Source organism: Chitinophaga sp. CCNWYY40 (assembly GCF_037483205.1).
In the GTDB taxonomy this organism is placed as follows: Bacteria; Bacteroidota; Bacteroidia; order Chitinophagales; family Chitinophagaceae; genus Chitinophaga; species Chitinophaga ginsengisegetis.
In genome coordinates this window covers 364,036-385,205 of record NZ_JBBHLF010000001.1, presented here as the reverse complement: position 1 = coordinate 385,205, position 21,170 = coordinate 364,036, and the positions used below count along the sequence as shown (strand labels likewise).

At 47.6% G+C, this 21,170-nt stretch carries 20 protein-coding genes; 14 read left to right on the top strand and 6 right to left on the bottom strand.

What is annotated here, in order from left to right; all coding sequences use genetic code 11:
• Positions 1 to 44: 44 nt before the first annotated feature.
• On the bottom strand, positions 45 to 1,088 hold the full coding sequence (locus V7S65_RS01545; protein ID WP_111580026.1) for a FecR family protein: 1,044 nt from the start codon (positions 1,086 to 1,088) through the stop codon (positions 45 to 47).
• 107 nt (positions 1,089 to 1,195) lie between these two features.
• Positions 1,196 to 1,774, bottom strand: coding sequence for an RNA polymerase sigma factor (locus V7S65_RS01540; RefSeq protein WP_159454212.1), 579 nt, complete (start codon positions 1,772 to 1,774; stop codon positions 1,196 to 1,198).
• Positions 1,775 to 1,970: 196 nt separating this feature from the next.
• On the opposite strand from V7S65_RS01540, the gene V7S65_RS01535 reads away from it, so the two are divergent.
• The 10 genes from V7S65_RS01535 to V7S65_RS01490 all read left to right on the top strand — a co-directional run bounded on the left by V7S65_RS01535 (position 1,971) and on the right by V7S65_RS01490 (position 11,171).
• On the top strand, positions 1,971 to 2,750 hold the full coding sequence (locus V7S65_RS01535) for a (Fe-S)-binding protein (RefSeq protein WP_336386444.1): 780 nt from the start codon (positions 1,971 to 1,973) through the stop codon (positions 2,748 to 2,750).
• A 23-nt stretch (positions 2,751 to 2,773) separates the two neighbouring features.
• Positions 2,774 to 3,280, top strand: coding sequence for a hypothetical protein (locus V7S65_RS01530; RefSeq protein ID WP_079468554.1), 507 nt, complete (start codon positions 2,774 to 2,776; stop codon positions 3,278 to 3,280).
• 217 nt (positions 3,281 to 3,497) lie between these two features.
• On the top strand, positions 3,498 to 4,910 hold the full coding sequence (gene miaB / locus V7S65_RS01525; protein ID WP_336386445.1) for a tRNA (N6-isopentenyl adenosine(37)-C2)-methylthiotransferase MiaB: 1,413 nt from the start codon (positions 3,498 to 3,500) through the stop codon (positions 4,908 to 4,910).
• Between the two features lie 55 nt (positions 4,911 to 4,965).
• On the top strand, positions 4,966 to 6,204 hold the full coding sequence (locus tag V7S65_RS01520) for a sigma-54 interaction domain-containing protein (RefSeq protein ID WP_079468558.1): 1,239 nt from the start codon (positions 4,966 to 4,968) through the stop codon (positions 6,202 to 6,204).
• Positions 6,205 to 6,228: 24 nt separating this feature from the next.
• Complete coding sequence (gene lptE / locus V7S65_RS01515) at positions 6,229 to 6,750, top strand: LptE family protein (RefSeq protein ID WP_336386446.1); 522 nt, start codon at positions 6,229 to 6,231, stop codon at positions 6,748 to 6,750.
• A gap of 33 nt (positions 6,751 to 6,783) precedes the next feature.
• Positions 6,784 to 7,893, top strand: a complete 1,110-nt coding sequence (locus V7S65_RS01510; RefSeq protein WP_336386447.1) for a hypothetical protein — start codon at positions 6,784 to 6,786, stop codon at positions 7,891 to 7,893.
• A gap of 5 nt (positions 7,894 to 7,898) precedes the next feature.
• Positions 7,899 to 8,261 carry a preprotein translocase subunit SecG gene (secG, locus tag V7S65_RS01505; protein WP_079468561.1) on the top strand — a complete coding sequence of 121 codons (363 nt, stop codon included), beginning with the start codon at positions 7,899 to 7,901 and terminating at the stop codon, positions 8,259 to 8,261.
• Between the two features lie 132 nt (positions 8,262 to 8,393).
• Entirely contained in the window at positions 8,394 to 9,446 is a 1,053-nt protein-coding gene (mltG, locus tag V7S65_RS01500) for an endolytic transglycosylase MltG (protein WP_336386448.1), read from the top strand.
• Between the two features lie 14 nt (positions 9,447 to 9,460).
• Entirely contained in the window at positions 9,461 to 10,411 is a 951-nt protein-coding gene (locus V7S65_RS01495) for a YihY/virulence factor BrkB family protein (RefSeq protein WP_159454213.1), read from the top strand.
• 151 nt (positions 10,412 to 10,562) lie between these two features.
• A complete protein-coding gene (locus V7S65_RS01490; RefSeq protein WP_079468564.1) occupies positions 10,563 to 11,171 on the top strand; it encodes a redoxin family protein in 609 nt (202 codons plus the stop codon).
• Between the two features lies 1 nt (position 11,172).
• Here the strand turns inward: V7S65_RS01490 and V7S65_RS01485 are convergent, their stop codons facing one another.
• Positions 11,173 to 13,704 (bottom strand): M14 family metallopeptidase, encoded by a 2,532-nt coding sequence (locus V7S65_RS01485; protein WP_336386449.1) that lies wholly within the window; start codon positions 13,702 to 13,704, stop codon positions 11,173 to 11,175.
• Positions 13,705 to 13,833: 129 nt separating this feature from the next.
• Here V7S65_RS01485 and ggt point away from each other — a divergent pair, with 129 nt between their 5' ends.
• Genes ggt through V7S65_RS01465 form a run of 4 tightly spaced genes read left to right on the top strand, consistent with a single transcriptional unit; the run spans position 13,834 to position 17,570 of the window.
• Positions 13,834 to 15,540 carry a gamma-glutamyltransferase gene (gene ggt / locus V7S65_RS01480; protein WP_336386450.1) on the top strand — a complete coding sequence of 569 codons (1,707 nt, stop codon included), beginning with the start codon at positions 13,834 to 13,836 and terminating at the stop codon, positions 15,538 to 15,540.
• 15 nt (positions 15,541 to 15,555) lie between these two features.
• Entirely contained in the window at positions 15,556 to 16,083 is a 528-nt protein-coding gene (locus V7S65_RS01475) for a DUF1572 family protein (RefSeq protein ID WP_336386451.1), read from the top strand.
• Between the two features lie 6 nt (positions 16,084 to 16,089).
• On the top strand, positions 16,090 to 16,512 hold the full coding sequence (locus V7S65_RS01470) for a hypothetical protein (RefSeq protein WP_079468568.1): 423 nt from the start codon (positions 16,090 to 16,092) through the stop codon (positions 16,510 to 16,512).
• Positions 16,513 to 16,517: 5 nt separating this feature from the next.
• The gene (locus tag V7S65_RS01465; RefSeq protein WP_336386452.1) at positions 16,518 to 17,570 is read left to right on the top strand and encodes a hypothetical protein; all 1,053 of its coding nucleotides are present in this window, start codon (positions 16,518 to 16,520) and stop codon (positions 17,568 to 17,570) included.
• A 319-nt stretch (positions 17,571 to 17,889) separates the two neighbouring features.
• On the opposite strand, the gene V7S65_RS01460 is transcribed toward V7S65_RS01465, so the two are convergent.
• Genes V7S65_RS01460 through V7S65_RS01450 form a run of 3 tightly spaced genes read right to left on the bottom strand, consistent with a single transcriptional unit; the run spans position 17,890 to position 21,163 of the window.
• A complete protein-coding gene (locus V7S65_RS01460; RefSeq protein ID WP_079468570.1) occupies positions 17,890 to 18,879 on the bottom strand; it encodes a DUF5007 domain-containing protein in 990 nt (329 codons plus the stop codon).
• A 23-nt stretch (positions 18,880 to 18,902) separates the two neighbouring features.
• On the bottom strand, positions 18,903 to 19,577 hold the full coding sequence (locus V7S65_RS01455) for a hypothetical protein (protein WP_079468571.1): 675 nt from the start codon (positions 19,575 to 19,577) through the stop codon (positions 18,903 to 18,905).
• A 26-nt stretch (positions 19,578 to 19,603) separates the two neighbouring features.
• A complete protein-coding gene (locus tag V7S65_RS01450) occupies positions 19,604 to 21,163 on the bottom strand; it encodes a RagB/SusD family nutrient uptake outer membrane protein (RefSeq protein ID WP_336386453.1) in 1,560 nt (519 codons plus the stop codon).
• Positions 21,164 to 21,170 lie beyond the last annotated feature (7 nt).

The following is a 21,170-nucleotide window of genomic DNA, read 5'->3' as shown; positions in this document are numbered from 1 at the left end:
CGGATGCGGCGGGTAAGGCATTGTTTATTATGTCAGTTCAAATACTATTGTTGGTTGATCCTGTATGTATGGGCGCCCGTTTTTGTAACGGTAACCTGTAACGACCTGGATAATGTCCTGAAAAATACTTCTACATTATCTGTAGGTACTGTTCCTGTAAATGTTTGCCTGCCCAGGCTTTCCTCCTGGAGCTCAATAGTGATGCCCAGGTTATCCTGCAGGGATTTGATTACCTCCGTAATTGGCGTATCTGTAAATAATAGCTTTTTACTTTGCCAGGAAGAATATACTTCCGGGTCTACTTTTTTATTGGTCAGCTCATTGGTGGTAGCTGAGTAAGTGATCATGTCGCCGGGCTTCATGATGATAGGTGCTGCGGTATCGCTTCCGCGGGGGCGCAGCGCCAGTTTCACCACGCCGTTGTTCAGTACTACCTGTGTTTGCACCCGCCGGGTGTTAACGTTAAAAGCGGTACCCGTTACCTGCACATCCATGTCGCGCGTATGCACTATGAACCGCTGATTATTGCGTTTATGCGTTACTGTGAAAAATGCTTCTCCCTCAATCCATACTTCGCGGGCATCTTTCGCATTCCATTTGTCTGCATATCTCACCGATGAATTCACATTAAGCCGGATCTCCGAGCTATCGGGCAACAGGATGGTTTTCAGTTCCCCCATTGCAGTAGCCTGATGCACTTCCCCGCCGGTGAACAGGAAAAAAGCGGCGGCATATAATACGGCAATACCCGCCAGCACTGCGGCATAAGGCAGCCATCTCCTGTTTTTTATGGTATTCATTACCGGCTGCAGGGCAAAGATGCCCGGTTTGCCGGATCTTTCTGTTTTATCGATGGTTTGCACAATGCGGTTCCAGGTATCGGGTGCTGCGGCGGCATCAGGCACCCAGGTGGGGGAGCCTATTACCTGCAACCATTGCCTGGCCTGCATTACGTCTTCACGCTTATCCGGATTACTGCCTATCCATTCTTCCCAGAAAGCGGCGGCTGTGGCGTCGTTATCCAGCACCCAGCTCCGGAAAGAAGGTTCCTGCAAAAAATCTGAAATAGTGAATTCCCTGAATCTCATCTTCAATACTTATAGTGTAAAGTAAACCGGTGTTAAAATCTTAGCGTTCCGGCGCCACTTTTTTTTATTTTTTTTCCGCTGTCTTTCAATTGTCTGTTAAACACTCATTAAAATGGCCATAACAAAAAGAGTGTAACCAGTTTATCGCTGTGCTTTTTCAGGAAGCGCAATGCCTGCGACAGCAGCACATACGTGGCGTTCACGCTGAGCGACATCAGCGCGGCGGCTTCTTTTGTATCCAGTCCCTGGAAATAACGCAGGTGCAATACCTCCTGCTGCCGCCGTGGCAACTGGTTAATCACTTTTACCAGCTTCTGCTGCTGCTCCCTTTCCGACTCCCGCCCCATGATGATCTGTTCCGGGTTGGTGCTGAAATCGGCCCTGTCCATCGACTGATCAAACATACTGGGAACATACAGGGGCTTCAGGCTGCGGAGAATATTCCTTTTAAGACTGGCCAGCAGGTAAAAGCGGATGGTATCAGTAATGGATAAACGCTCCCGGCTGAACCAGAGCGTCACAAAAAGATCGTGGATACAATCTTTTACGATAGTTTCATCTGCATGAATCTTCATTCCATAGTTGAACAGTGCGGGGAAATGCTGTGTATAGATGAAAGACAATGCATCCTTATCGCCTTCCACTACCTTGATCCATAGCTCCTTATCATTCAGGCTGGCGTACAATTCAGTTAGATTTAAAATTTGTGCGGTTCTGTTTTTTATCTTTATATTCAATTCGTCTTAAAGATATAAACAGTAATAATAGTAAGCAAGTGTCGAAATTTAAAGGATACACCAGAATTTTAGACAGTTGCATGACTTTTCGGCTTTTCATTTGATTGCATGCAATCATTTTCGGTATTAATTTAAAATAACAAGAATGCATATTAAGACAATGGCAGAATATGCCGCAAACGGAGAAACCCCGGAAGTGCTGTTCTGGGTGGGATGTGCAGGAAGTTTTGATCAGCGTGCCCAGAAAATAACCCGGGCATTTGCTACTATCCTTGAGAAAGTGGGCGTCCGTTTTGCCATTTTGGGAAAAGAAGAAAGCTGCACCGGGGATCCGGCAAGAAGAGCGGGAAATGAGTTTATTTTCCAGATGATGGCGCAGAATAATATCCAGCTGCTGAATATGTATGAGGTAAAGAAGATTGTTACTGCCTGCCCGCATTGTTTTAATACACTGAAAAATGAATATCCCACACTGGGAGGCAACTACGAAGTAATACATCATACCACCTTCCTCCAGTCGCTGATTGATGAAGGAAAAATAAAGATGCAGGAAGGCGGCACCTTCAAAGGCAAAAAAATTACTTATCATGATTCCTGCTACCTGGGCCGCGCCAATAATATATATGAAGCGCCCCGCAAGGTATTGGAAACACTGGATGCCGAACTCGTGGAAATGAAGCGCTGCAAAAGCAAAGGTCTTTGTTGCGGCGCCGGTGGCGCGCAGATGTTCAAAGAAGAGGAAAAAGGCGCCACCCGTATTAACTTTGAGCGCGGACGTGAGGCTGTAGCCACCGGGGCTGCGGTAATCGCCTCCAACTGTCCTTTTTGTATGACCATGCTCACCGATGGCGTAAAAGACGCCGGCAAGGAAGAATCCGTAAAGGTGCTGGATATCGCAGAACTGATCGCAGAGAGCATGAAATGAATCCATTTACCTAAATTTGTGTTATGAACACCAGCAACATCTTCCCTTCAGGCTTTTCTCCCGCCTCCAGGGTTTGGATATACCAGAGCAACAGACCATTCAATGAACAGGAGATACTGGAAATTAACGAGCAGCTGCATCAGTTCACAGCCCAATGGAACGCCCACGGCGCTCCCGTAAAAGGCTGGGGACAGGTAGTGCTGAACCAGGTGATCGTATTGATGGCAGACGAATCGCAGACCACCGTAAGTGGCTGCAGTACAGATAGTTCCGTTCGCATTATCAAAAGTATAGAGCAACAGTACAGCGTAAATATGTTCGACCGCCTCCTGCTCGGCTTCATCGTAAAAGATAAAGTAGAGCTATTGCCTATGGCCCAGGTCGCCTATGCCCTGGAGAAAGGTTATATCGATGAAAACACCATCTACCTGAATAATACCGTACTCACGAAGCAGGAACTGGATACCCAATGGCTGCAGCCGCTGAAAAACAGCTGGATTGCGAAGAAGCTGGGGGTAAAAACCGCGTAACCTCCGTCCCGCGGGCGCTTGCGCTTCAAGTCCACCTTTCCTTCGAGGATACTTCGTGGATACGCCGGGTATAAGGCATACACCATTAGCTGTTTCCGGATGATTAATGTCCTTTTATATAGGAAAGCACATTAATCATCCGGAAATACTATTTTCTGCCATTCTGTCATTTTGTTATTTTTATTACCTATTTTTGCCTTCCAAAATTTTTGTCAGGATGCTTGATCTGGATACCAAAGTGCATGATGAAAGTCGCCAGGGAGAAGCTTTTGCTCCTGCAACGACTGGCACCCAAACATATACTAAAAAATTCTACATAGAAAGCTATGGTTGCGCAATGAATTTCAACGATAGTGAAATTGTTGCCTCCATCCTGGGCGAGGAAGGCTATGGCCCCACCCGCAACGCGGAAGAAGCCAGCCTGATATTGCTCAACACCTGCTCTATCCGCGAAAAAGCGGAACAAACTGTACGTAAACGTCTTACTGAATTCAAAAAAATAAAACAGCAAACCCCCGGCATGCTGGTGGGTGTTTTAGGCTGTATGGCCGAACGCATCAAAGGTAAACTGCTGGAAGAAGAGAAACTGGTAGACCTGGTGGTAGGTCCGGATGCCTACCGCAGCCTCCCCGCGCTGATCGCAGAAGCAGGTACCGGTCAGAAGTCGGTGAATGTATTGCTGAGCCGCGAAGAAACTTACGGGGATATCAGCCCGGTACGACTGGACAACAACGGGGTTACTTCCTTTGTATCCATCATGCGGGGATGTAATAATATGTGTTCCTTCTGCGTGGTGCCTTTTACCCGTGGCCGTGAACGCAGCCGCGATGCCTACTCTATTGTCAGGGAAGCGGAAGACCTCTTTGCCAATGGCTACCGCGAAGTAACACTCCTGGGCCAGAACGTGGACTCCTACTACTGGACCAGCAACGACGGCAGCGAAACCATCACCTTCGCCATGCTGCTGGAAAAAGTAGCGCTCATCAATCCTTTGCTGCGCGTACGTTTCAGCACCTCCCATCCAAAAGACATTACAGATGAAGTACTCTTCACCATGCTGAAGTACGATAACATCTGCAACTATATTCACCTGCCCGTGCAAAGCGGCAGCTCACGCATATTGCAGCTCATGAACCGTACGTATACCCGTGAATGGTATATCAAAAAGGTGGACCGCATCCGTGAACTGATCCCCGACTGTGGCTTGTCGACCGACGTGATCACCGGATTCTGTACCGAAACAGAAGAAGATCACCAGGAAACGCTCAGTCTTATGCGCTATGCCCGCTACGACCTCTCTTACATGTACTTCTACTCCGAACGTCCGGGTACACTGGCGGAACGCCGGTATACAGATGATGTTCCGGAAGAAGTAAAGAAAAGAAGACTGGCAGAAGTAGTGGCGCTGCACCGCGACATTTCGCAGGAAAACATGCTGAAAGAAGTAGGCCGGACTTTCAAAGTATTGGTGGAAGGCACTTCCAAACGCTCTGATGAGCAACTTTTTGGCCGTAATGATCAGAACAAGGTAATCGTGTTTCCAAAAGAAAATTTTAAAAAGGGCGATTACGTTATGGTTAAAGTGGAAAGCTGCACATCAGGTACTTTGATCGGGAAAGCAGTACAATAACAGATAGCAATATGCTGTCTGTATTTTAAACCATCAAACATATGAATAACCGCTTATGGACATACAGGCTATAAAAAACAGGTTTGGCATTATTGGTAGTAGTCCTGCACTCAATTACGCTTTGCAGGTGGCTGTTCAGGTAGCCAATACCGATCTCACGGTACTCATTAATGGTGAAAGTGGTGTTGGTAAAGAGGTTTTTTCACAGATCATTCATGCCCTGAGCGCACGTAAACATAATCCATTTATCGCCGTTAACTGCGGCGCTATCCCTGAAGGCACCATCGACTCCGAGCTTTTCGGCCACGAGAAGGGATCGTTTACCGGCGCGGTAGACAGCCGTAAGGGTTACTTTGAAACCGTTAACGGCGGCACTATTTTCCTCGATGAAATTGGGGAGATGCCAATGGGTACACAGGCGCGGCTGCTCCGTGTACTGGAAACCGGTGAATATATCCGCGTGGGTTCCTCCAAAGTACAGAAAACAGATGTGCGGGTAGTAGCCGCCACCAACCGTGATCTGCTGGAACGCACCCAACAGGGCAAATTCCGCGAGGATCTTTACTACAGGCTCAACACAGTACCCATCCGGGTGCCTGCGCTCCGCGACCGTAAAGAAGATATTCCCTTACTGTTCAGAAAATTCTCGGTAGACTTCTCCGAAAAATATAAAACTCCCTCGATACAACTGGATGAAGAAGCCCGTAATATCCTGGTGAACTATCCCTGGAGAGGTAATATCCGCGAGCTGAAAAATATTGCAGAACAAATTTCCGTTCTATCTTCAGATAAGCTGGTAACTGCCAATGACCTGAAAAGGTTCCTGCCCGATCAGCCGGAAGTAAACCGCCTGCCTATGCTGGCAGCCCCGCAACAGAACAGCGATTTTAACAGTGAAAGGGATATCCTGTACAAACTTTTCTTCGATATGAAGAAAGATGTAACAGAAGTAAAGAAAATGTTCTTCGACATCCTGCAAAATCCGAATATGGCCCATGCAGCCGAGTATCATGCCGATAATCATGTGCTGCACAGCTATCCCGGCGCTGCAGAAATGAATACGCCTCCCGGCGCAGGACTGGGACCGGCGCAACAACCCATTATCCTGCCGGATAATAAAATTGATCATCACGAAGAAGTAGAAGAAACATTATCTATTGCCGACAAAGAGAAAGAGCTCATTGTGAAAGCACTGAAAAAGCACAAAGGCAAACGTAAGGATGCCGCGCTGGATCTCGGTATTTCCGAAAGAACGCTTTACCGCAAACTCAAAGAATATAATATCGCTGAATAAACGAATCTTAATTTTAGCACCACAATGATCCGCAATATCAAAGTATTTATAGCCGTTGGCATAATGGCAATATTGGCAGGTTGCAGCGTAAAGTACTCTACCACCGGCGCCAGTATAGACCAGGGAGCCACCACCGTGAACGTACGCTTTATTGAAAACAGGGCGCCTATCAATAACCCGACTTTAAGCCAGAAGCTGACGATGAAACTGCGCGATAAGATCACTTCACAAACCCGTCTTACACAGGTGAACGAAACAGAACCCCGCGCCGATTATGAGTTCAAAGCCACCATTACCGGCTACTCCTTTTCCAATGCGGCGGTAACCAACGTTGACCAGGCAGCTACTTCCAGGCTCAATGTTACCGTAAACGTTACTTTCATTAAAAGGATAGGCGATAAAAAAGGCTTTACCCAATCCTTTTCCCGTTCCGCAGAGTTCCCGGCCACGCAATTGCCCAGCACCGTAGAAAACAATCTGCTGGAAAGCAATATTATTCCAGGTATCACAGATGATATCTTCAACAGGGCTTTTGCAAACTGGTAGTGTGTAATCATTAATTTATTACATTAGCAACCTATGACGGCAAACAGGATTATAGCACATGTGTTTCTACAACCCTCCCTGGAGTTGGTAAATGAAGCTGCAATGGAGCAACTGGTAGCGGATCACCCATATTTTTCCGCAGCCCGCCTCCTGCTGGCAAGAAAAGTATACCAGCAAACCGGCAACCTTCATCACCCTGCTGTTAAAAAAGCGCTCCTGTACTCAGATCAGCATCACTATGCTTATCAGCTGATTACCGCAGAACAGGTGTTACAGGAGGTAGAAAACCGCGTGGCCGCCATTATTCCGGAAGATGCACTTCCGGAAATAGAAACTATTCCTGAACCAGCGGAACAAGAGGTAGTTATTCCAGATCCGGAAGAACAGGAAGTGATGGAAGAACCGGTAACCATTCCTGAACCGGAAGAAGAAGAAGAAAATATAGCATTGGCATCAGTAACAGAAACAGCACATACACCGGAATATCATACTACCGCCCCGGAAACGGAAGCGTCCATAGCCATCGCAGATTTTGAACCCGGAGGCGCCAGTCATGCCGTGGAAGTACTACCCCCACCGGTAGTGATGCCGGCCGCCACAAACGGGCAGGATCATGTGGATCATGTGGAGGCTGCAAACGAAGAGGAGGAATCAACTTCCTCCGGGCCTATTAAGATATTCCCAATGGCAGCAGCCGAAGAAGAAACGGAGCTGATCTTTCAACCTTTATACACGGACGATTATTTTGCTTACAAAAGGCTCAAACATCCTGAAGAAGCAGATGATTTAAACGAACAGGGAGCGGCAGAAATGAAGAGTTTTACCTCCTGGTTACGGCAAATGAAGGACAATTTTGCCGGTAAAACCAGCAAAGACTGGTATCACCAGCAATTACACCGGATGTATGAAGAAGACGAAGAACCGGAAGTTTCTGAAACAGTGGAAAAAATGGCGATGGACTCCATCGTATTCAACAACGATATCGTTTCTGAAACCCTGGCTGAAATCTGGGTACGTCAGCAGCAGTATGGCAACGCGATTAAGATATATCAAAAATTAAGTTTGCTTAATCCCGACAAAAACGCTTATTTTGCGCAGAAGATATTAGACTTAAAGTCAAAAACAGATAAAAATAAACAGTAATTTCTATGTTGATAATTTTTGGTATCCTGATCATATTAGCCTGTGTGTTGTTGGGCTTTTTCGTGCTGATCCAGAACCCAAAAGGTGGCGGACTCTCCGGCAACCTCGGTGGTGTTGGAAATCAGGTGATTGGGGTGCGTCAGACAACTGACGTATTGGAAAAAGGTACCTGGATACTGGCGGCACTGATTGCCATCTTGTGCCTGACTGCTCCTTTCTTTATTGGTAAAGGCAGCAAAGTTCAGCAGGTAGCACCTAGTGCAGTGGAAAAAGCATCCGCAGGACAGCCAATTGCGCCTCCGGCACAGTCAACTCCGTTACCAGGTACTACACCTGCTCCGGCGCCGGCTCCCGCTCCCAACAAGTAATTAACACTATCGGAATAATAATATTTGAAACCTCGCCGTTAAAAGCGAGGTTTTTTTTAATGGCATCCGGCGGAGTAATTGAAAAACCTGACTGATCACGCCTTTGCCCACTTGTAACTTCCAACACTATCTATGGCGAAGAAAAGCAAACAATCCAGCGCAAAATCTGTCTGGATAAGACGGATACTGGTCATTGCCGGCTGTTTGGCAGCCGGTGCACTGGTATATATCTCTTACCGCGTATTTGGCCCCAATACCAAACCCTTCGGCGACAGCAAGTACTTTTATGTGCGCACCAACAGCACTTATGCTGCTGTACTCGACGGACTGGAAGAACAAGGCATTATCCGCAACCGCAACAGCTTTAACTGGGTGGCGGAAAAACTGGACTACCCCAACCGCGTAAAAGCAGGACGCTATAAAATTACCCGCGGCATGAGCAACTTCGACATTGCCCGCATGCTCCGCTCCGGAAAACAGACGCCGGTAGTACTCGTCATTAATAAACTCCGCACTAAAAACGATTTCGTCAGGAAAATCTCCAACAACCTGGAAGCAGATTCCACTGTAATGCGCTCCCTGATGAACGACCCGGTATACCTCCGCCAGTTTGGCCTGGACACCAACACCGTAATGTGCGCCATCATCCCCAATACTTTTGAGTTTTACTGGAATACCGGCGCAGAAGCCGTATTTAAAAAGATCGAAAAAGAAAGGGAAGAATTCTGGACGCCGGAAAGAAAAGAAAAAGCTGCTAAACTGGGACTCTCCGCCAATGAAGTAACCATTCTCGGCTCCATTGTAGAAGAGGAAACCAATAAAAACGATGAAAAACCAATAGTGGCCAGCGTATACCTTAACCGCTACCGGAAAGGCATGCGCCTCCAGGCAGATCCCACCGTGAAGTTTGCACTGCAGGACTTCGGACTGAAAAGGATCCGGGAAAACCATACCCTCTTCGATTCTCCGTATAACACTTACCGTTATGCAGGATTGCCTCCGGGACCAATTTGTACCCCCTCGGAAAAAACTTTAAATGCCGTGTTGAATACTCCGGAAACAGATTACCTTTATTTTTGTGCCAGAGCCGACTTCTCCGGCTATCATGCTTTCGCAGCCACCTATGCCGAGCACCTGATAAACGCAAGAAAATACCAGGCAGAACTGAATAAAAGAGGATTCTAAATAAAATAACAAATTTGGCCTTCAGACCCGAAAACATCATCTTCCGTTCAAAACCCTACCGCCGGCTGGTGGAAAGGACCAAAACACTGATCCTTCCCGGGTTTGAAGGCATCCCATTATACGACGTACTAAAACATTTCGGGCAGGAAACCAAAAGCCGGGGACTGGGCGACCGCGCCAGGGCCATTTCGTTTAACTTCCTCCTGGCCATCCCGCCGTTTTTCATCTTCCTGTTCACATTGGTACCCTACATCCCGGTACAAAACATAGAGCCCACCCTCTACGACCTGGCAGAAGATCTTACGCCCAACTACAACACCTACATGATTGTGCGGGGAATGATCCACGACTTCCTCTACACACACCGCAACGGATTGCTTTCTATTGCCTTCCTGATGGGATTCTTCTATTCCTCCAACGGCGTAATGGGCATCCTCCGTTCGTTCAGCAAAATACAGGGCGCCGGCTTCCGGAAAAGAAAGTGGTGGCAAAACAGGCTGATAGCCCTGCAACTTACTGCTATCCTGGTTCTCCTGCTGCTCATTACCGTTGCCCTTATCATTGCACAGGGAGCTACCCTCCGCTGGCTGTTTAATATTATTGGCATCCACAGTACACTATTGCGGAACGTAATCGATATAGCCCGGTGGGTGCTGATCATTATGCTTTTTTACTCGGTTAACGCAGTGCTGTACCGCATTGGCGCCGCTACCACCACCCGCTGGAAATTTATTACCGCCGGCGCCGCCGTAGCCACCATATGCATGATCCTCGTTACCGTAGGATTTTCCTGGTTCGTAAATAATTTTGGCAACTACAACAAAATTTATGGCTCCATCGGTACCATCCTCGTACTCATGCTGTGGGTGTTCTTCAACTCCTTTATCCTCCTGGTTGGCTTTGAACTGAATGCCAGTATCAGAACCGTCAGCGACGCAAGAAAAAAAGAATCCCTGCCCGCATAATACACATTATCAATTCGTTCTTTTATTACCTGACAAATATTTCTATCTTATTATTTTTTATTATATCTTAAACGATTATTTGCCTGAAAAAAAGGCAAGAATATCCTGTAGCATTTTACTATATTTAGTCAGGACCTGAAAACCATTTGCTATGATTAAGGCCACCTTTTATTTATCCTGCTGTACTATTTTACTTTCTTCCTTTCATCCAACCCGGGAAGTTCCCCTGGAACCAGGATCTCCCTTACCAAAATCAGAAGTTGCCTGTACCGATATTTCCGGAAAAGAGATTTCATTGGCCACCGCAAAAGGCACAAACGGGTTACTGGTCATCTTTGGCAGTAATCAGTGTCCGTACATGCTGCGCAACCAGGAGCGGCTGCGTAACATCTGCCAGTATGCATCAAAAAACAAGATCGGCGTAATTATGGTGAACTCCAATGAAGCTGCGCGTACCGGCAGTGAGTCCTTTGCCGCCATGAAGCAGTATGCATCCTCACAGCAATTCAGCTGGTATTATGTGGTAGATAGAAATGCGGTGCTGGCCAATGCTTTCGATGCCAATCATACACCCGAATGCTTCCTGTTTGATAAAAACAGCCGGCTTGCTTATAAGGGAGGAATTGATGATAGTCCGGGTAACGCGGATGCCGTAAAAACGCGCCTCCTGCAAAATGCCATCAATGAAATGCTGGCTGGTAAACCCGTTAGCATCAACACCTCCCATAGCCTGGGATGTAATATAAAAAGGAACCTTTAAACTATTGTCCTACCAGGAAAACTGCATTACTGAACAACAGTTTGCCATTTTCCCAGAAACTTCTGAACAAAGGATTATCTGCAAGAATAATAACGGCTCCGTTACCTATCTCTTTCACGCCAAACAACAGCCCGTCTTTCAACTGCTGACGGGTAGATGCGCCCACAAAACCGGTGAGATAACTGTCTTTCTTTAACACGCCCACATTCCAGCCACCACTCTCAATAAACTCATATAAATGGGCATCCTGTTTCAGCGTGTAATACAAAGCAGGATAGCCAAAAGCCAGCGGATGTGTAGTATCCAGCTGCACTTTATAAATGGCGCCGGGAATAAACTGTTTAATGCTTTCGCGCTCCCTGTTGGCGTAAGGTTTCACCGCATCATACGGATGGGCCGCTGCCGCTTTCTCTTTGGCGTCTTTATCTTTCTCCTCTTCTTTCTTCAGTTTAATACCCCATTCGGCGCCCGCTACCTGTGCTGCCGCACCTTCCAGTGCAATCAGTTTTCCACCGTTATTCACCCACTCTTTCAGCTTGTCGGTAGCTGCTTTGTCGTCAAACATTTTATAATCACCATCTGCTAAAATCAATACATCTGTCCGGTCCCAGTTAATATCATCCACATTTCGTTCATCCACTACCGTTACGGGGAAGTCAAGCTGTTGTTCAAAGAAATGCCAGATCTCTCCCATGCCCAGTGAAGAGATGCCTCTTCCCGCCAGCAGGGTTACTTCCGGCTTGCGGATAAAGCGGATCTTATCGGAGCCAAAGTCCATTCCTTTATCCACAAAACCGGTGGCCACTGCTTCCAGTGAAATTTTAAAGTGATTGGCCTGCATGGTAATGAACCGGTCGAACTGATCCCCTTTGGCAGTATTGCCCGAGCGGGTAATGATAAGCGTGCCTGCCGGGAAATCCTTTCCCCCGGCGGTGAACGGCGTTTCTGTAAAGCGTACTTTAATATCGTTTTGCAGTAATGCCGACAGGAATTTCACATCGCGTACACTGTTCCACTTAGCCAGGTAAGCGTATGGTTGCTGTATCGATAACGTCGTGTTGTTACGCGCGGCCGGTACATCTGCAGCTGGTGTTAACGGCTGCTTCACCGCATAGGAAGTTAGTCCGTAAGCATAAGGCAGCGCCCATGCAGTAATATCATAAGTAACTGAATCTGTTAAGTGCGATACCGGTTCAAACAATACCCGCAGCATATTGGAATGTGGCTGGTAGGCGTTGATCACCAGGTCTTCTTTATCGATGGTAAACGTTTCTGTTTTACCCGTAAAATAATTGAACCCGCTGGCGCTGCCGGCATTGGCGCCAAAGCCAAACGCGATATTATTTTTACGCAGCAGTTCTGCCAGCGTATTGAGCTTTTCCGTATTGCCGCCGGCTTTCACCACATACGATTTATACCCGCCCTGTGGCGTTTTCTGTGCTGCTTCAAAATACTTTTTGTATTCGCTGATGATCTTTTCTGCCTGTTGGGACGCCACTTCCACGGTAGACATGCTGGTGGTGAAATGATGCGCAATACGGTCGGTGAGTGTAAGCGTATCGCCATCCTTTTTCAGTACTGCTACGCCTGCCCTTCCGCTGCCACCCTGTTCGTATGTCATACCAATAGCGCCGTTGTACATAGGATAGGTATCGCCATAGCTGGGATAGAACAAATCGAAGCGTTCCTTTGTAAAATACAACCAGCCCTGCTGATCGAAGTACTTCGCATTGTTCCTGCCGATAAGCACCTGCAACTGGCGCTGCCAGGGCGTAATGGCGTCATGAAAAGGTTCTGCCGCAGGCGCAAAATAATAAGGCGCCTCTATTTCCTGCTCATGAAAATCCACATGCAGCTGTGGCATCCACTGGTTGTACTTCGCCACCCGCTGCTGCGATTCCTTTTGTGTTTGCCAGGCCCAGTCGCGGTTCAGATCAAAGTAATAATGATTAGCCCTTCCGCCCGGCCAGGGTTCATTATGCTCCCTCGACCAGCGGTTTACATTGGGTGTAACGCTGCGGGTGTTGTTATAGAAATTCACGTATCTTTCGCGGCCGTCGGGGTTAAGGCAGGGATCAATGATCACTATTGTATTCTTCAGCCATTGCTGCGTTTGTGCATTCCCGTTATTCACCAGTTCATACAATGCTTTCATAGCTGCTTCTGTGGAAACAGCCTCATTGCCATGCACGTTATAGCTTAACCATACAATTACCGGCTGGTTACCGGTGTTGCCGCCTTTTGCGTTAGACATGTCCAGGCTGTGCTGCCGGATTTCATCCAGCCGGCCTATATTTTCAGGAGAAGCAACAATAGCCATCACCAGCGGCCTGCCTTCATAGGTGGTACCATACTGTTCCAGCTTTACGTTCTTCGCCGTAGCTGCTACCTGTTTGAAGTAATCTACCACCTTATAATGTGGCGTAAACTGGGTTCCCAGGGGATAACCGAGAAACTGACCGGGTGTTGGCAGCTGGGCATCCGCGAAAAAAGCGCCCAGTATAACAACGGCCATTAGAACAAATCTGCGCATAGAAAGCCTGCAATTATTGAATACTGTAAGTTAGGAATTGTTTTCCGGTGATAATTATTAACACCACTTAAATTATTAAATTTCCTATAATTCCCCGCATATCGTTAATTTCGATCCAAACAGATACCCATGCGTTTCCTTATCATGCTGGGGATGACGGTATGCACTTTACATACCGCCTGTGCCCAGCAAATAACAGATGAACTACATCCTTACGATTATAGTATTGAGAAAGATATTAAAGTGCTGCACGGAGCGGTAGTATCTGCACATCCATTGGCCAGCCGTGTAGGCGCCATTGTGCTGCAACAGGGCGGCAACGCGGTGGATGCGGCAATAGCCACACAGCTCGCGCTGGCAGTGGTATATCCCGGCGCCGGCAACATCGGCGGAGGAGGCTTCCTGGTAGGCCATCTCAAAAATGGCAGGAACATCGCCATCGATTACCGGGAAACAGCCCCGGCAAAAGCGCACCGGGATATGTACCTCGACTCCCTCGGTAATCCAATCACACAGCTAAGTCTTGATGGCCACCTCGCAGCAGGCGTCCCCGGCACTGTTGCCGGATTATTTGCTGCCATGAAATACGCCAAACTGCCTTTTGCAAAACTCATAGCACCTGCTATCCGCCTGGCAGAGAAAGGGTTTGTGATCACCGAAGCAGAAGCCAATGGACTCAACCACGCAAGAGCCGATTTTGAAAGACTGAACACCAGCAAAACCGCCTTTGTAAGAGAACAACCCTGGAAAGCCGGCGATACACTGGTACAAAAAGAACTGGCACATACCCTCACGCTTATACGAAATAAAGGAGCCGCAGGATTTTACCAGGGGGAAACCGCCGCCAGCATTGTAGCAGAAATGAAACGTGGTAACGGCATCATGACCCTGCAGGATCTCAAAAACTATAAAGCAAAAGAAAGAACAGCCGTAGCATTTAACTATAAAGGCTATACGATTGTAACCATGCCCCTGCCTTCCAGCGGTGGCATCTGCCTGCAACAGCTGATGGGTATGGTGGAAAACTATCCCGTTTCGCAATGGGGATTCCAGTCGCCACAGGCAGTTCAGCTGATGGTGGAAGCTGAAAGACGCGCTTATGCCGACCGCGCCCAGTTTCTCGGCGACCCCGATTTTGTGAAGGTGCCTGTCTCCCAACTCACCAACAAAAAATACCTGGCCACCCGCATGCAGGACTTTACGCCCGGCAAAGCAGGTTCCAGCGAACACACCAAAGCAGGCGTGCTTCCTGAAAGCGAAGAAACCACACATCTCAGTATCATCGATGCCGATGGCAATGCTGTAGCCGTAACCACTACCCTCAATGGTCACTTTGGCAGCAGAACAGTAGTGGGCAAAGCAGGCTTTCTGCTCAACAACGAAATGGACGACTTCAGTGTAAAACCCGGCGTACCTAATATGTACGGACTGGTAGGCACCGAAGCCAACGCCATCGCACCGGCCAAACGTATGCTCAGCTCCATGACGCCCACCCTTGTTTTACAAAAGGACGACGTGTTGTATTCCCTGGGTACCCCCGGCGGCTCTACTATTATCACTTCCGTTTTTCAAACGTTGATGAATACACTGGAATTCGGACTCACTCCATCAGAGGCTATCAACAAACCTAAATTCCATCACCAGTGGCTGCCGGATGAAATTGCCGTGGAAAATGATTTCCCCGACACCACCATCCAGGCGCTGGAAGGAATGGGTTATAAAGTAGTGAAACGCGGCCCTATCGGTCGTACTGAAATTATTAAAAGAGCGCCTGAAAGCCGCTACCTGGAAGCTTCCGGTGATAAACGCGGCGACGACAGCGCAGCAGGATATTAACTTAAAAATATTGACATGTCTATTCAGTCTATCTATTTACAAAGCGTACTAAAACGGCTGGAAATACACCGGGAACTGGGTCTTAAAACCATCCAGCGGCTCAATAAAGACCAGCTGAACTGGCAACCGGACGGAGAGCCGAACAGCATTGCCATGATCGTCAAACACCTGCATGGCAATATGTTGTCGCGCTGGACTGATTTCCTCACCACCGATGGAGAGAAACCCGGCCGCAACCGCGACCTCGAATTTGAGGAAAGCGCTCTTACCCAGGAACAGCTCCTGCAACGCTGGGATGAAGGCTGGAACTGTATGCTGCTGGCCATCCGCAGCCTGCAGGAAACAGACCTGGACAGGACCGTATTTATCCGCAACGAGCCTCACATCGTGATAGATGCCATAAACCGGCAGCTGGCGCATGTGCCTTACCATGTAGGACAAATCGTATACATCGGGAAAATGATCCTGAAAGATAAATGGGAAAGCCTGTCCATCCCCAAAGGTGGATCTGCCGCTTACAATAAAGAAAAAACAAGGAACTGATCATTCATGAAAATACGTCATCTACTTACCGCTATCGCGGTGTTACCCCTGATCACCGCCTGTCAGGGTAAAAAGAACAATGAACTGCTGATGAATAAAAAGTGGCGGGTATACGATGTAAAAATTCCACCGGAGTCGCCCATCAGCAACACGCAATACATACAGGCGCAGGATCTTAAAAAAGGTTATTACCGGGATGCTTATTACCAGTTCCTGGATAATAATGTTTTTGTGGCTACTATTGCCGGCCGGTCGGATACCGGTAAATACTTTATCCTCAGCAATGGCGCCATGATTTCTGTTACCGCGAAGAACGGCGACCGTAAAGTGGAAAACCTCGTAACCGTTACCAGGCTTACCGAAGATTATTTCGACATGCAGGTAACATCTACCGATTTCCAGTTTATCTTATGTACCAAGAAAGATTAACGGCTATGTTACATACAGATTATACACCCGGAAGAACAGTTACACAGGACGGCCGCAGCTGCCTGTTTTTTTCCGGGTTTGCCTACCTGGGGCTGCACCAGTTGCCTGCCTTCAAGCACCTCCTTACGCAGGGGATTGAAAAGTACGGCGCCCTGTTTCCTTCCTCCAGGTCGGCTAACTTACGTTTATCCATATACGAAGAAATAGAACATGCGCTGAGTAGCCATTTGCAACAGCAATCAGCGGCCGTTTTTTCCTCCGGGTACCAGGCATCACAGGCAGCGGCACAATACGCCACCAGCGGTAAACAGCCCCTGTATGCACCGGATGCACACCCATCGTTGTGGCATCAGCAACCGGAGCTGCCGGTCATGAGCCGGGAGGAATGGATTGCTCAAACCATCGAAAAAGTAAACACGCACCCGGATCATCACTTTGTGATTATCACCGACACCGTGAACCCGCTTACCGCCACCATCCACCCTTTTCACTGGTTGCAGGAATTGCAGCGTAAGGTATTGGTGCTGGCAGATGACTCCCACGGGATCGGTATATTAGGCCCTGCCGGGCAGGGGGCTATCCATTTTTTACCGCAAACACCATTTGTAAGATACCTGCTCACCGCTTCACTGGCAAAGGCATACAGCGTTTCCGGCGGGGTTGTTGCCGGGCATGCAGCAGATATTATGGCAATAAAAAGGCTGCCTCTCTTTTCCGCCAGCACGCCTATGATGCCGGCCCACGCCTACGCCTGGCTGCAATCGGGGGAACTGATAGCCAAAATGCACCGGTCGTTACAGCAAAACATTGCTTATCTCCTTCATCTTACGGCCAATACTGCTGTGCATAACCCGCATGGCCTGCCCATGTTCATCCTGCCACCTGGTGAGGCATTGGTGCAATACCTGCAGGACCGGGACGTGATCATTTCCAGCTTTCCTTATCCGCAGCCGCATAGCCCGGTAATCAACAGGGCCGTGGTGTCGGCACTGCATCTGCAGGAAGATATGACAACGCTGCACCGGTTCCTCGGGGAGTTTGGCATTACAAAACCATAATGTATTGGAAGATAGATAGCCCTTACTTTGCAGTTGCCTTTCACTTGCTTTGGAGATACTTAGCACATGCCTTTGACATGGAGTTAATGTGGAGGTGACGTGGAGGTGATGTGGACTTGATCGGTAAACTATTGGGGATCAATGCTTTGCAAGGGGTTTTTCCGTGCTACTTCTGCGAACTCCAAAAATGAAGATGTTGGATATCAATGTTTTATACACATATCAAAAATAAGCCTGATCAGCGGAAATACCAAATAAAAACGGGGCTGCATCATTACTGTTGATGCAACCCCGTTTTATGTATGTTTCACTACAATTCTTACGGTGTAACCTTTACTGTTTTAGGCATTCTCAGCTCCACTACATATGTTCCTGCTTTCATCAGGCGGAAGGCAAACAGCGGATTCACGCTACCGATTTTGCTCGATAAATTTTTATCTACCGATACAAAAGCAGAAGGAATACGGTAATACATCAGGTAGTTCCAGTTGGTACCGCCATTGGAGTAGCGGCTCAATGGGAACGGTGCGATCTCAAAGTTACAGATCATAGCTGTATCGGTATATTCAATCGGATGGAACCTGGCGTAGTTCTCAAAAATAGGACGGTCGCCGCGTTTAATGATCTCTCCTTTTTTCGGATTGAAAGTCTTACCATCTTTATCTGTTATTTTCAGGATAACAGAAGCGCCGCTTTCACTGACCCTGGTAATTGTCATTACCGGTGCGCCCATTGGTACGGTAGGAGAACCATCGTCCGGGAAGAAGTTACAGTTGGCAGTTGTTTCGGTAACCAATGGCGGATCAATAGTAGTGAGTGTACCAATATTCTTATACACTTTGGAACCGGCCACATTGGATACTTCTACATCATACTCGTAGGTAACGCCCAGCGGTAAGCTATCGGTAGCGCCGTTAAATACAAACTGACCACTGGCCAGGAATACATAAGGCTGCATCTTTTTCAGTTCCCGCTTTTTATTCACCAGCTCTATGGTAGTGTCTTTGGCAGGATCTACCGCTGCCGTATATACGTAAACGGGATATTCTTTATAAAATTCGTCCGCATGTTTTTTGTTATCGGCTCTCCTGATATCCAGCAGCTTCACGGTCATGGGCTGGGTGGTACCATCTGCAAGAATAGCGTTTGTTTTCTGGAAAGCGTTACCCCGCTGTACTTTTATCGGGGTATCCGGTACGTACAGGCCATCGCTCAGAAAGCCTTCTTCAATCTTTTTACATCCGGCAATCAGTAGTCCGAGCAGAACAGCGGATGTGAGCAGTTTTATCCCTTTATATTTATACAACATACTTTTTAGTTTAATGGTGATGACTATTTCCAATAGAACACGTGGTTGTTTTGCAGTACATGCAATACACCTGTTTTGGTAATGATACCGGTTGTTTGCAAGGTATACTGCATATCCCTGTCTTCTTCCGGATAGTCATCCGGGCGTGGGTCCGGATCGAGGCCATTAATCACTTTGGTTAACGCCATAAACCTTACACCTGCCGAGAAAATGTCGTCGTAACCACCGCTTTTAATCAGCTTGAAAGCGAAGTCTTCGTTCACTTTATTTTTATATATCTGTGATTCCAGCGAAAGATCTGCGCGTACAATTTTACCTGTGAAGATATAAGCCAGCAGGGAGTCGCGCAGCTCAGGCGCTTTGAGGCTGTCGATGGTATATTTGATATTTTCATCGTTCTCTTCAATCTGCAACAGTCTTGTGCGCACAGCGAGGAACTGCTTGATAGAGTAATCCGTAGGCGCTACAAAAGTAACATCACTATTAACCGTTTCTTTCAGGCCGGCCTTGTCTATCAGCAGGATCAGCGTATCGAAATTAGGATTGGCTTTCAGGTAATCGTAGGTGGTAAGATCTGTATGATCGTTGGTAGGACTACCGCCCAGGAAATGATCATCTTTCTTACAGGCAGCGAACAACAGGGTAACCAGTAAGATGCCCCATCCTGCTTTTGTGGTAAATATTTTTAGTTTGTTCATGTCAGTACATTTAAAATTTCAAGATGCTATTTCACTTTACCCAGCCAGTATTCATTTTGTGTGAGCACGCTGTTGTTGAGGAACAGTACACGTCCTACCGGCCATTTCCAGCCACCGGCGTCAAAGCGGTCCTGCGGAAAACCAGGAGCAGCGTTCACGTTGCCGTTCATGAGCATACCGGTGCGTACGAGGTCGTACCAGCGTTGTCCTTCTGCATATAATTCACGGGAGCGTTCCAGGAATGCTTCTTCTTTAATATCGGTCACATCTTCAGGCAGAATTGGTTCCGCATGTGAGCGGGCTCTTACCCTGTTGATGTCCTGCAGTGCAGCGCCTACATTTCCCTGGTCGGCGCGGGCTTCTGCACGCAACAGCAACAGGTCAGCATACCGCATCAGGATGATGTTGGCATCTACGGAAGCATCGGTGAAGTTGCCGGGATTACGGTAGTTGATGTTTTCCCGGTTAGGGCCTGCAAACTTGCAGATCATCACATCGTACTGACCAAACGCATCCAGGTTGGTGAAGTAATAGTGGCGGCGTACATCGGTGCCGGCTTCATCATACAGCATATTGATCAGGTCAATATTCGGGGCATCTACCTTCCCATCTTTATTACTGATAAAAGGTGTTTTCAGGATGCTATAATAAAATCCTTTTTCTACCTGCTGTTCGCCATTCGCTACCTGCATATTGATTTCGAATATGCCTTCCATTGATTTTCCGTGGAAGATTTTTGGATACATATCGGCTGTGAGTAACTGGTACTGACCGCTTTGTTCAACCGAATCTACGGCTGCAATGGCATTGGTTACATCGGATGCTACCTGTCCTTTATTCAGGAAGTTTCTCCACATGTAGGCGTGCGCCAGTAAGCCAAATGCAGCGCCCCTGTTAGCTCTTACCGCTCTTTCGCTCCCGCTTTTATATTCCCACGGCAACAGGCTGATAGCTTTCTTCAAATCAGCTATACAGGTATCCAGGATGAGCTTCTCATTGGTTCTCGGAATGTTCTCTGCTCCTACTGGATTAGGATCATACTTCATCACCAGCGGCACATCGCCCCAGATACGCACCATATAGAAATAACTGAAGGCGCGCAGAAAGTAAGCTTCTCCGAGGAAACGGTTACGGGTGCGGGTAGCCTGATCCGTGAATTGTGCATCCGGAATATTGGGAATATTATGCAGCATAATATTCGCCTGCGTGATCACTTTATAGTAGGGCGACCAGTCGTGATACTTATCCAGGTAAGATCCCAGGAAATCTGCGGTATTCATGCCATCTCCTCCTTTCACCAGGAACCTTACATCGTATACGTCGTAATCGTTAAATTCATACGCGGGTAAGGAACCATATGCAAAATGCGACATGTTCTGATCCCAGTCTGTATTGGATGTTAAAGCCCTGCGCAATAACGCATAGCCGCCGGCTACACCTTGTTCTGCATCCCGCTGGTTTTGCCAGAAAACGGAGTTATAGGGAGAATTGATGGGCTCCTGATCCAGCAGCTTCTTACAGGACACGAAAGGCGACAACAGCAGTCCTGCAGCTATTACCGTGAATATATTTTTCAGACAATTCATATCTTCT

Coding starts and splice junctions, on each gene's coding strand:
- V7S65_RS01545 (WP_111580026.1), bottom strand. CDS start 1,088: ATGAGATTCAGGGAATTCACTATTTCAGATTTTTTGCAGGAACCTTCT.
- V7S65_RS01535 (WP_336386444.1), top strand. CDS start 1,971: ATGCATATTAAGACAATGGCAGAATATGCCGCAAACGGAGAAACCCCG.
- V7S65_RS01530 (WP_079468554.1), top strand. CDS start 2,774: ATGAACACCAGCAACATCTTCCCTTCAGGCTTTTCTCCCGCCTCCAGG.
- miaB (WP_336386445.1), top strand. CDS start 3,498: ATGCTTGATCTGGATACCAAAGTGCATGATGAAAGTCGCCAGGGAGAA.
- V7S65_RS01520 (WP_079468558.1), top strand. CDS start 4,966: ATGGACATACAGGCTATAAAAAACAGGTTTGGCATTATTGGTAGTAGT.
- lptE (WP_336386446.1), top strand. CDS start 6,229: ATGATCCGCAATATCAAAGTATTTATAGCCGTTGGCATAATGGCAATA.
- V7S65_RS01510 (WP_336386447.1), top strand. CDS start 6,784: ATGACGGCAAACAGGATTATAGCACATGTGTTTCTACAACCCTCCCTG.
- secG (WP_079468561.1), top strand. CDS start 7,899: ATGTTGATAATTTTTGGTATCCTGATCATATTAGCCTGTGTGTTGTTG.
- mltG (WP_336386448.1), top strand. CDS start 8,394: ATGGCGAAGAAAAGCAAACAATCCAGCGCAAAATCTGTCTGGATAAGA.
- V7S65_RS01490 (WP_079468564.1), top strand. CDS start 10,563: ATGATTAAGGCCACCTTTTATTTATCCTGCTGTACTATTTTACTTTCT.
- V7S65_RS01485 (WP_336386449.1), bottom strand. CDS start 13,704: ATGCGCAGATTTGTTCTAATGGCCGTTGTTATACTGGGCGCTTTTTTC.
- ggt (WP_336386450.1), top strand. CDS start 13,834: ATGCGTTTCCTTATCATGCTGGGGATGACGGTATGCACTTTACATACC.
- V7S65_RS01475 (WP_336386451.1), top strand. CDS start 15,556: ATGTCTATTCAGTCTATCTATTTACAAAGCGTACTAAAACGGCTGGAA.
- V7S65_RS01470 (WP_079468568.1), top strand. CDS start 16,090: ATGAAAATACGTCATCTACTTACCGCTATCGCGGTGTTACCCCTGATC.
- V7S65_RS01465 (WP_336386452.1), top strand. CDS start 16,518: ATGTTACATACAGATTATACACCCGGAAGAACAGTTACACAGGACGGC.
- V7S65_RS01460 (WP_079468570.1), bottom strand. CDS start 18,879: ATGTTGTATAAATATAAAGGGATAAAACTGCTCACATCCGCTGTTCTG.
- V7S65_RS01455 (WP_079468571.1), bottom strand. CDS start 19,577: ATGAACAAACTAAAAATATTTACCACAAAAGCAGGATGGGGCATCTTA.
- V7S65_RS01450 (WP_336386453.1), bottom strand. CDS start 21,163: ATGAATTGTCTGAAAAATATATTCACGGTAATAGCTGCAGGACTGCTG.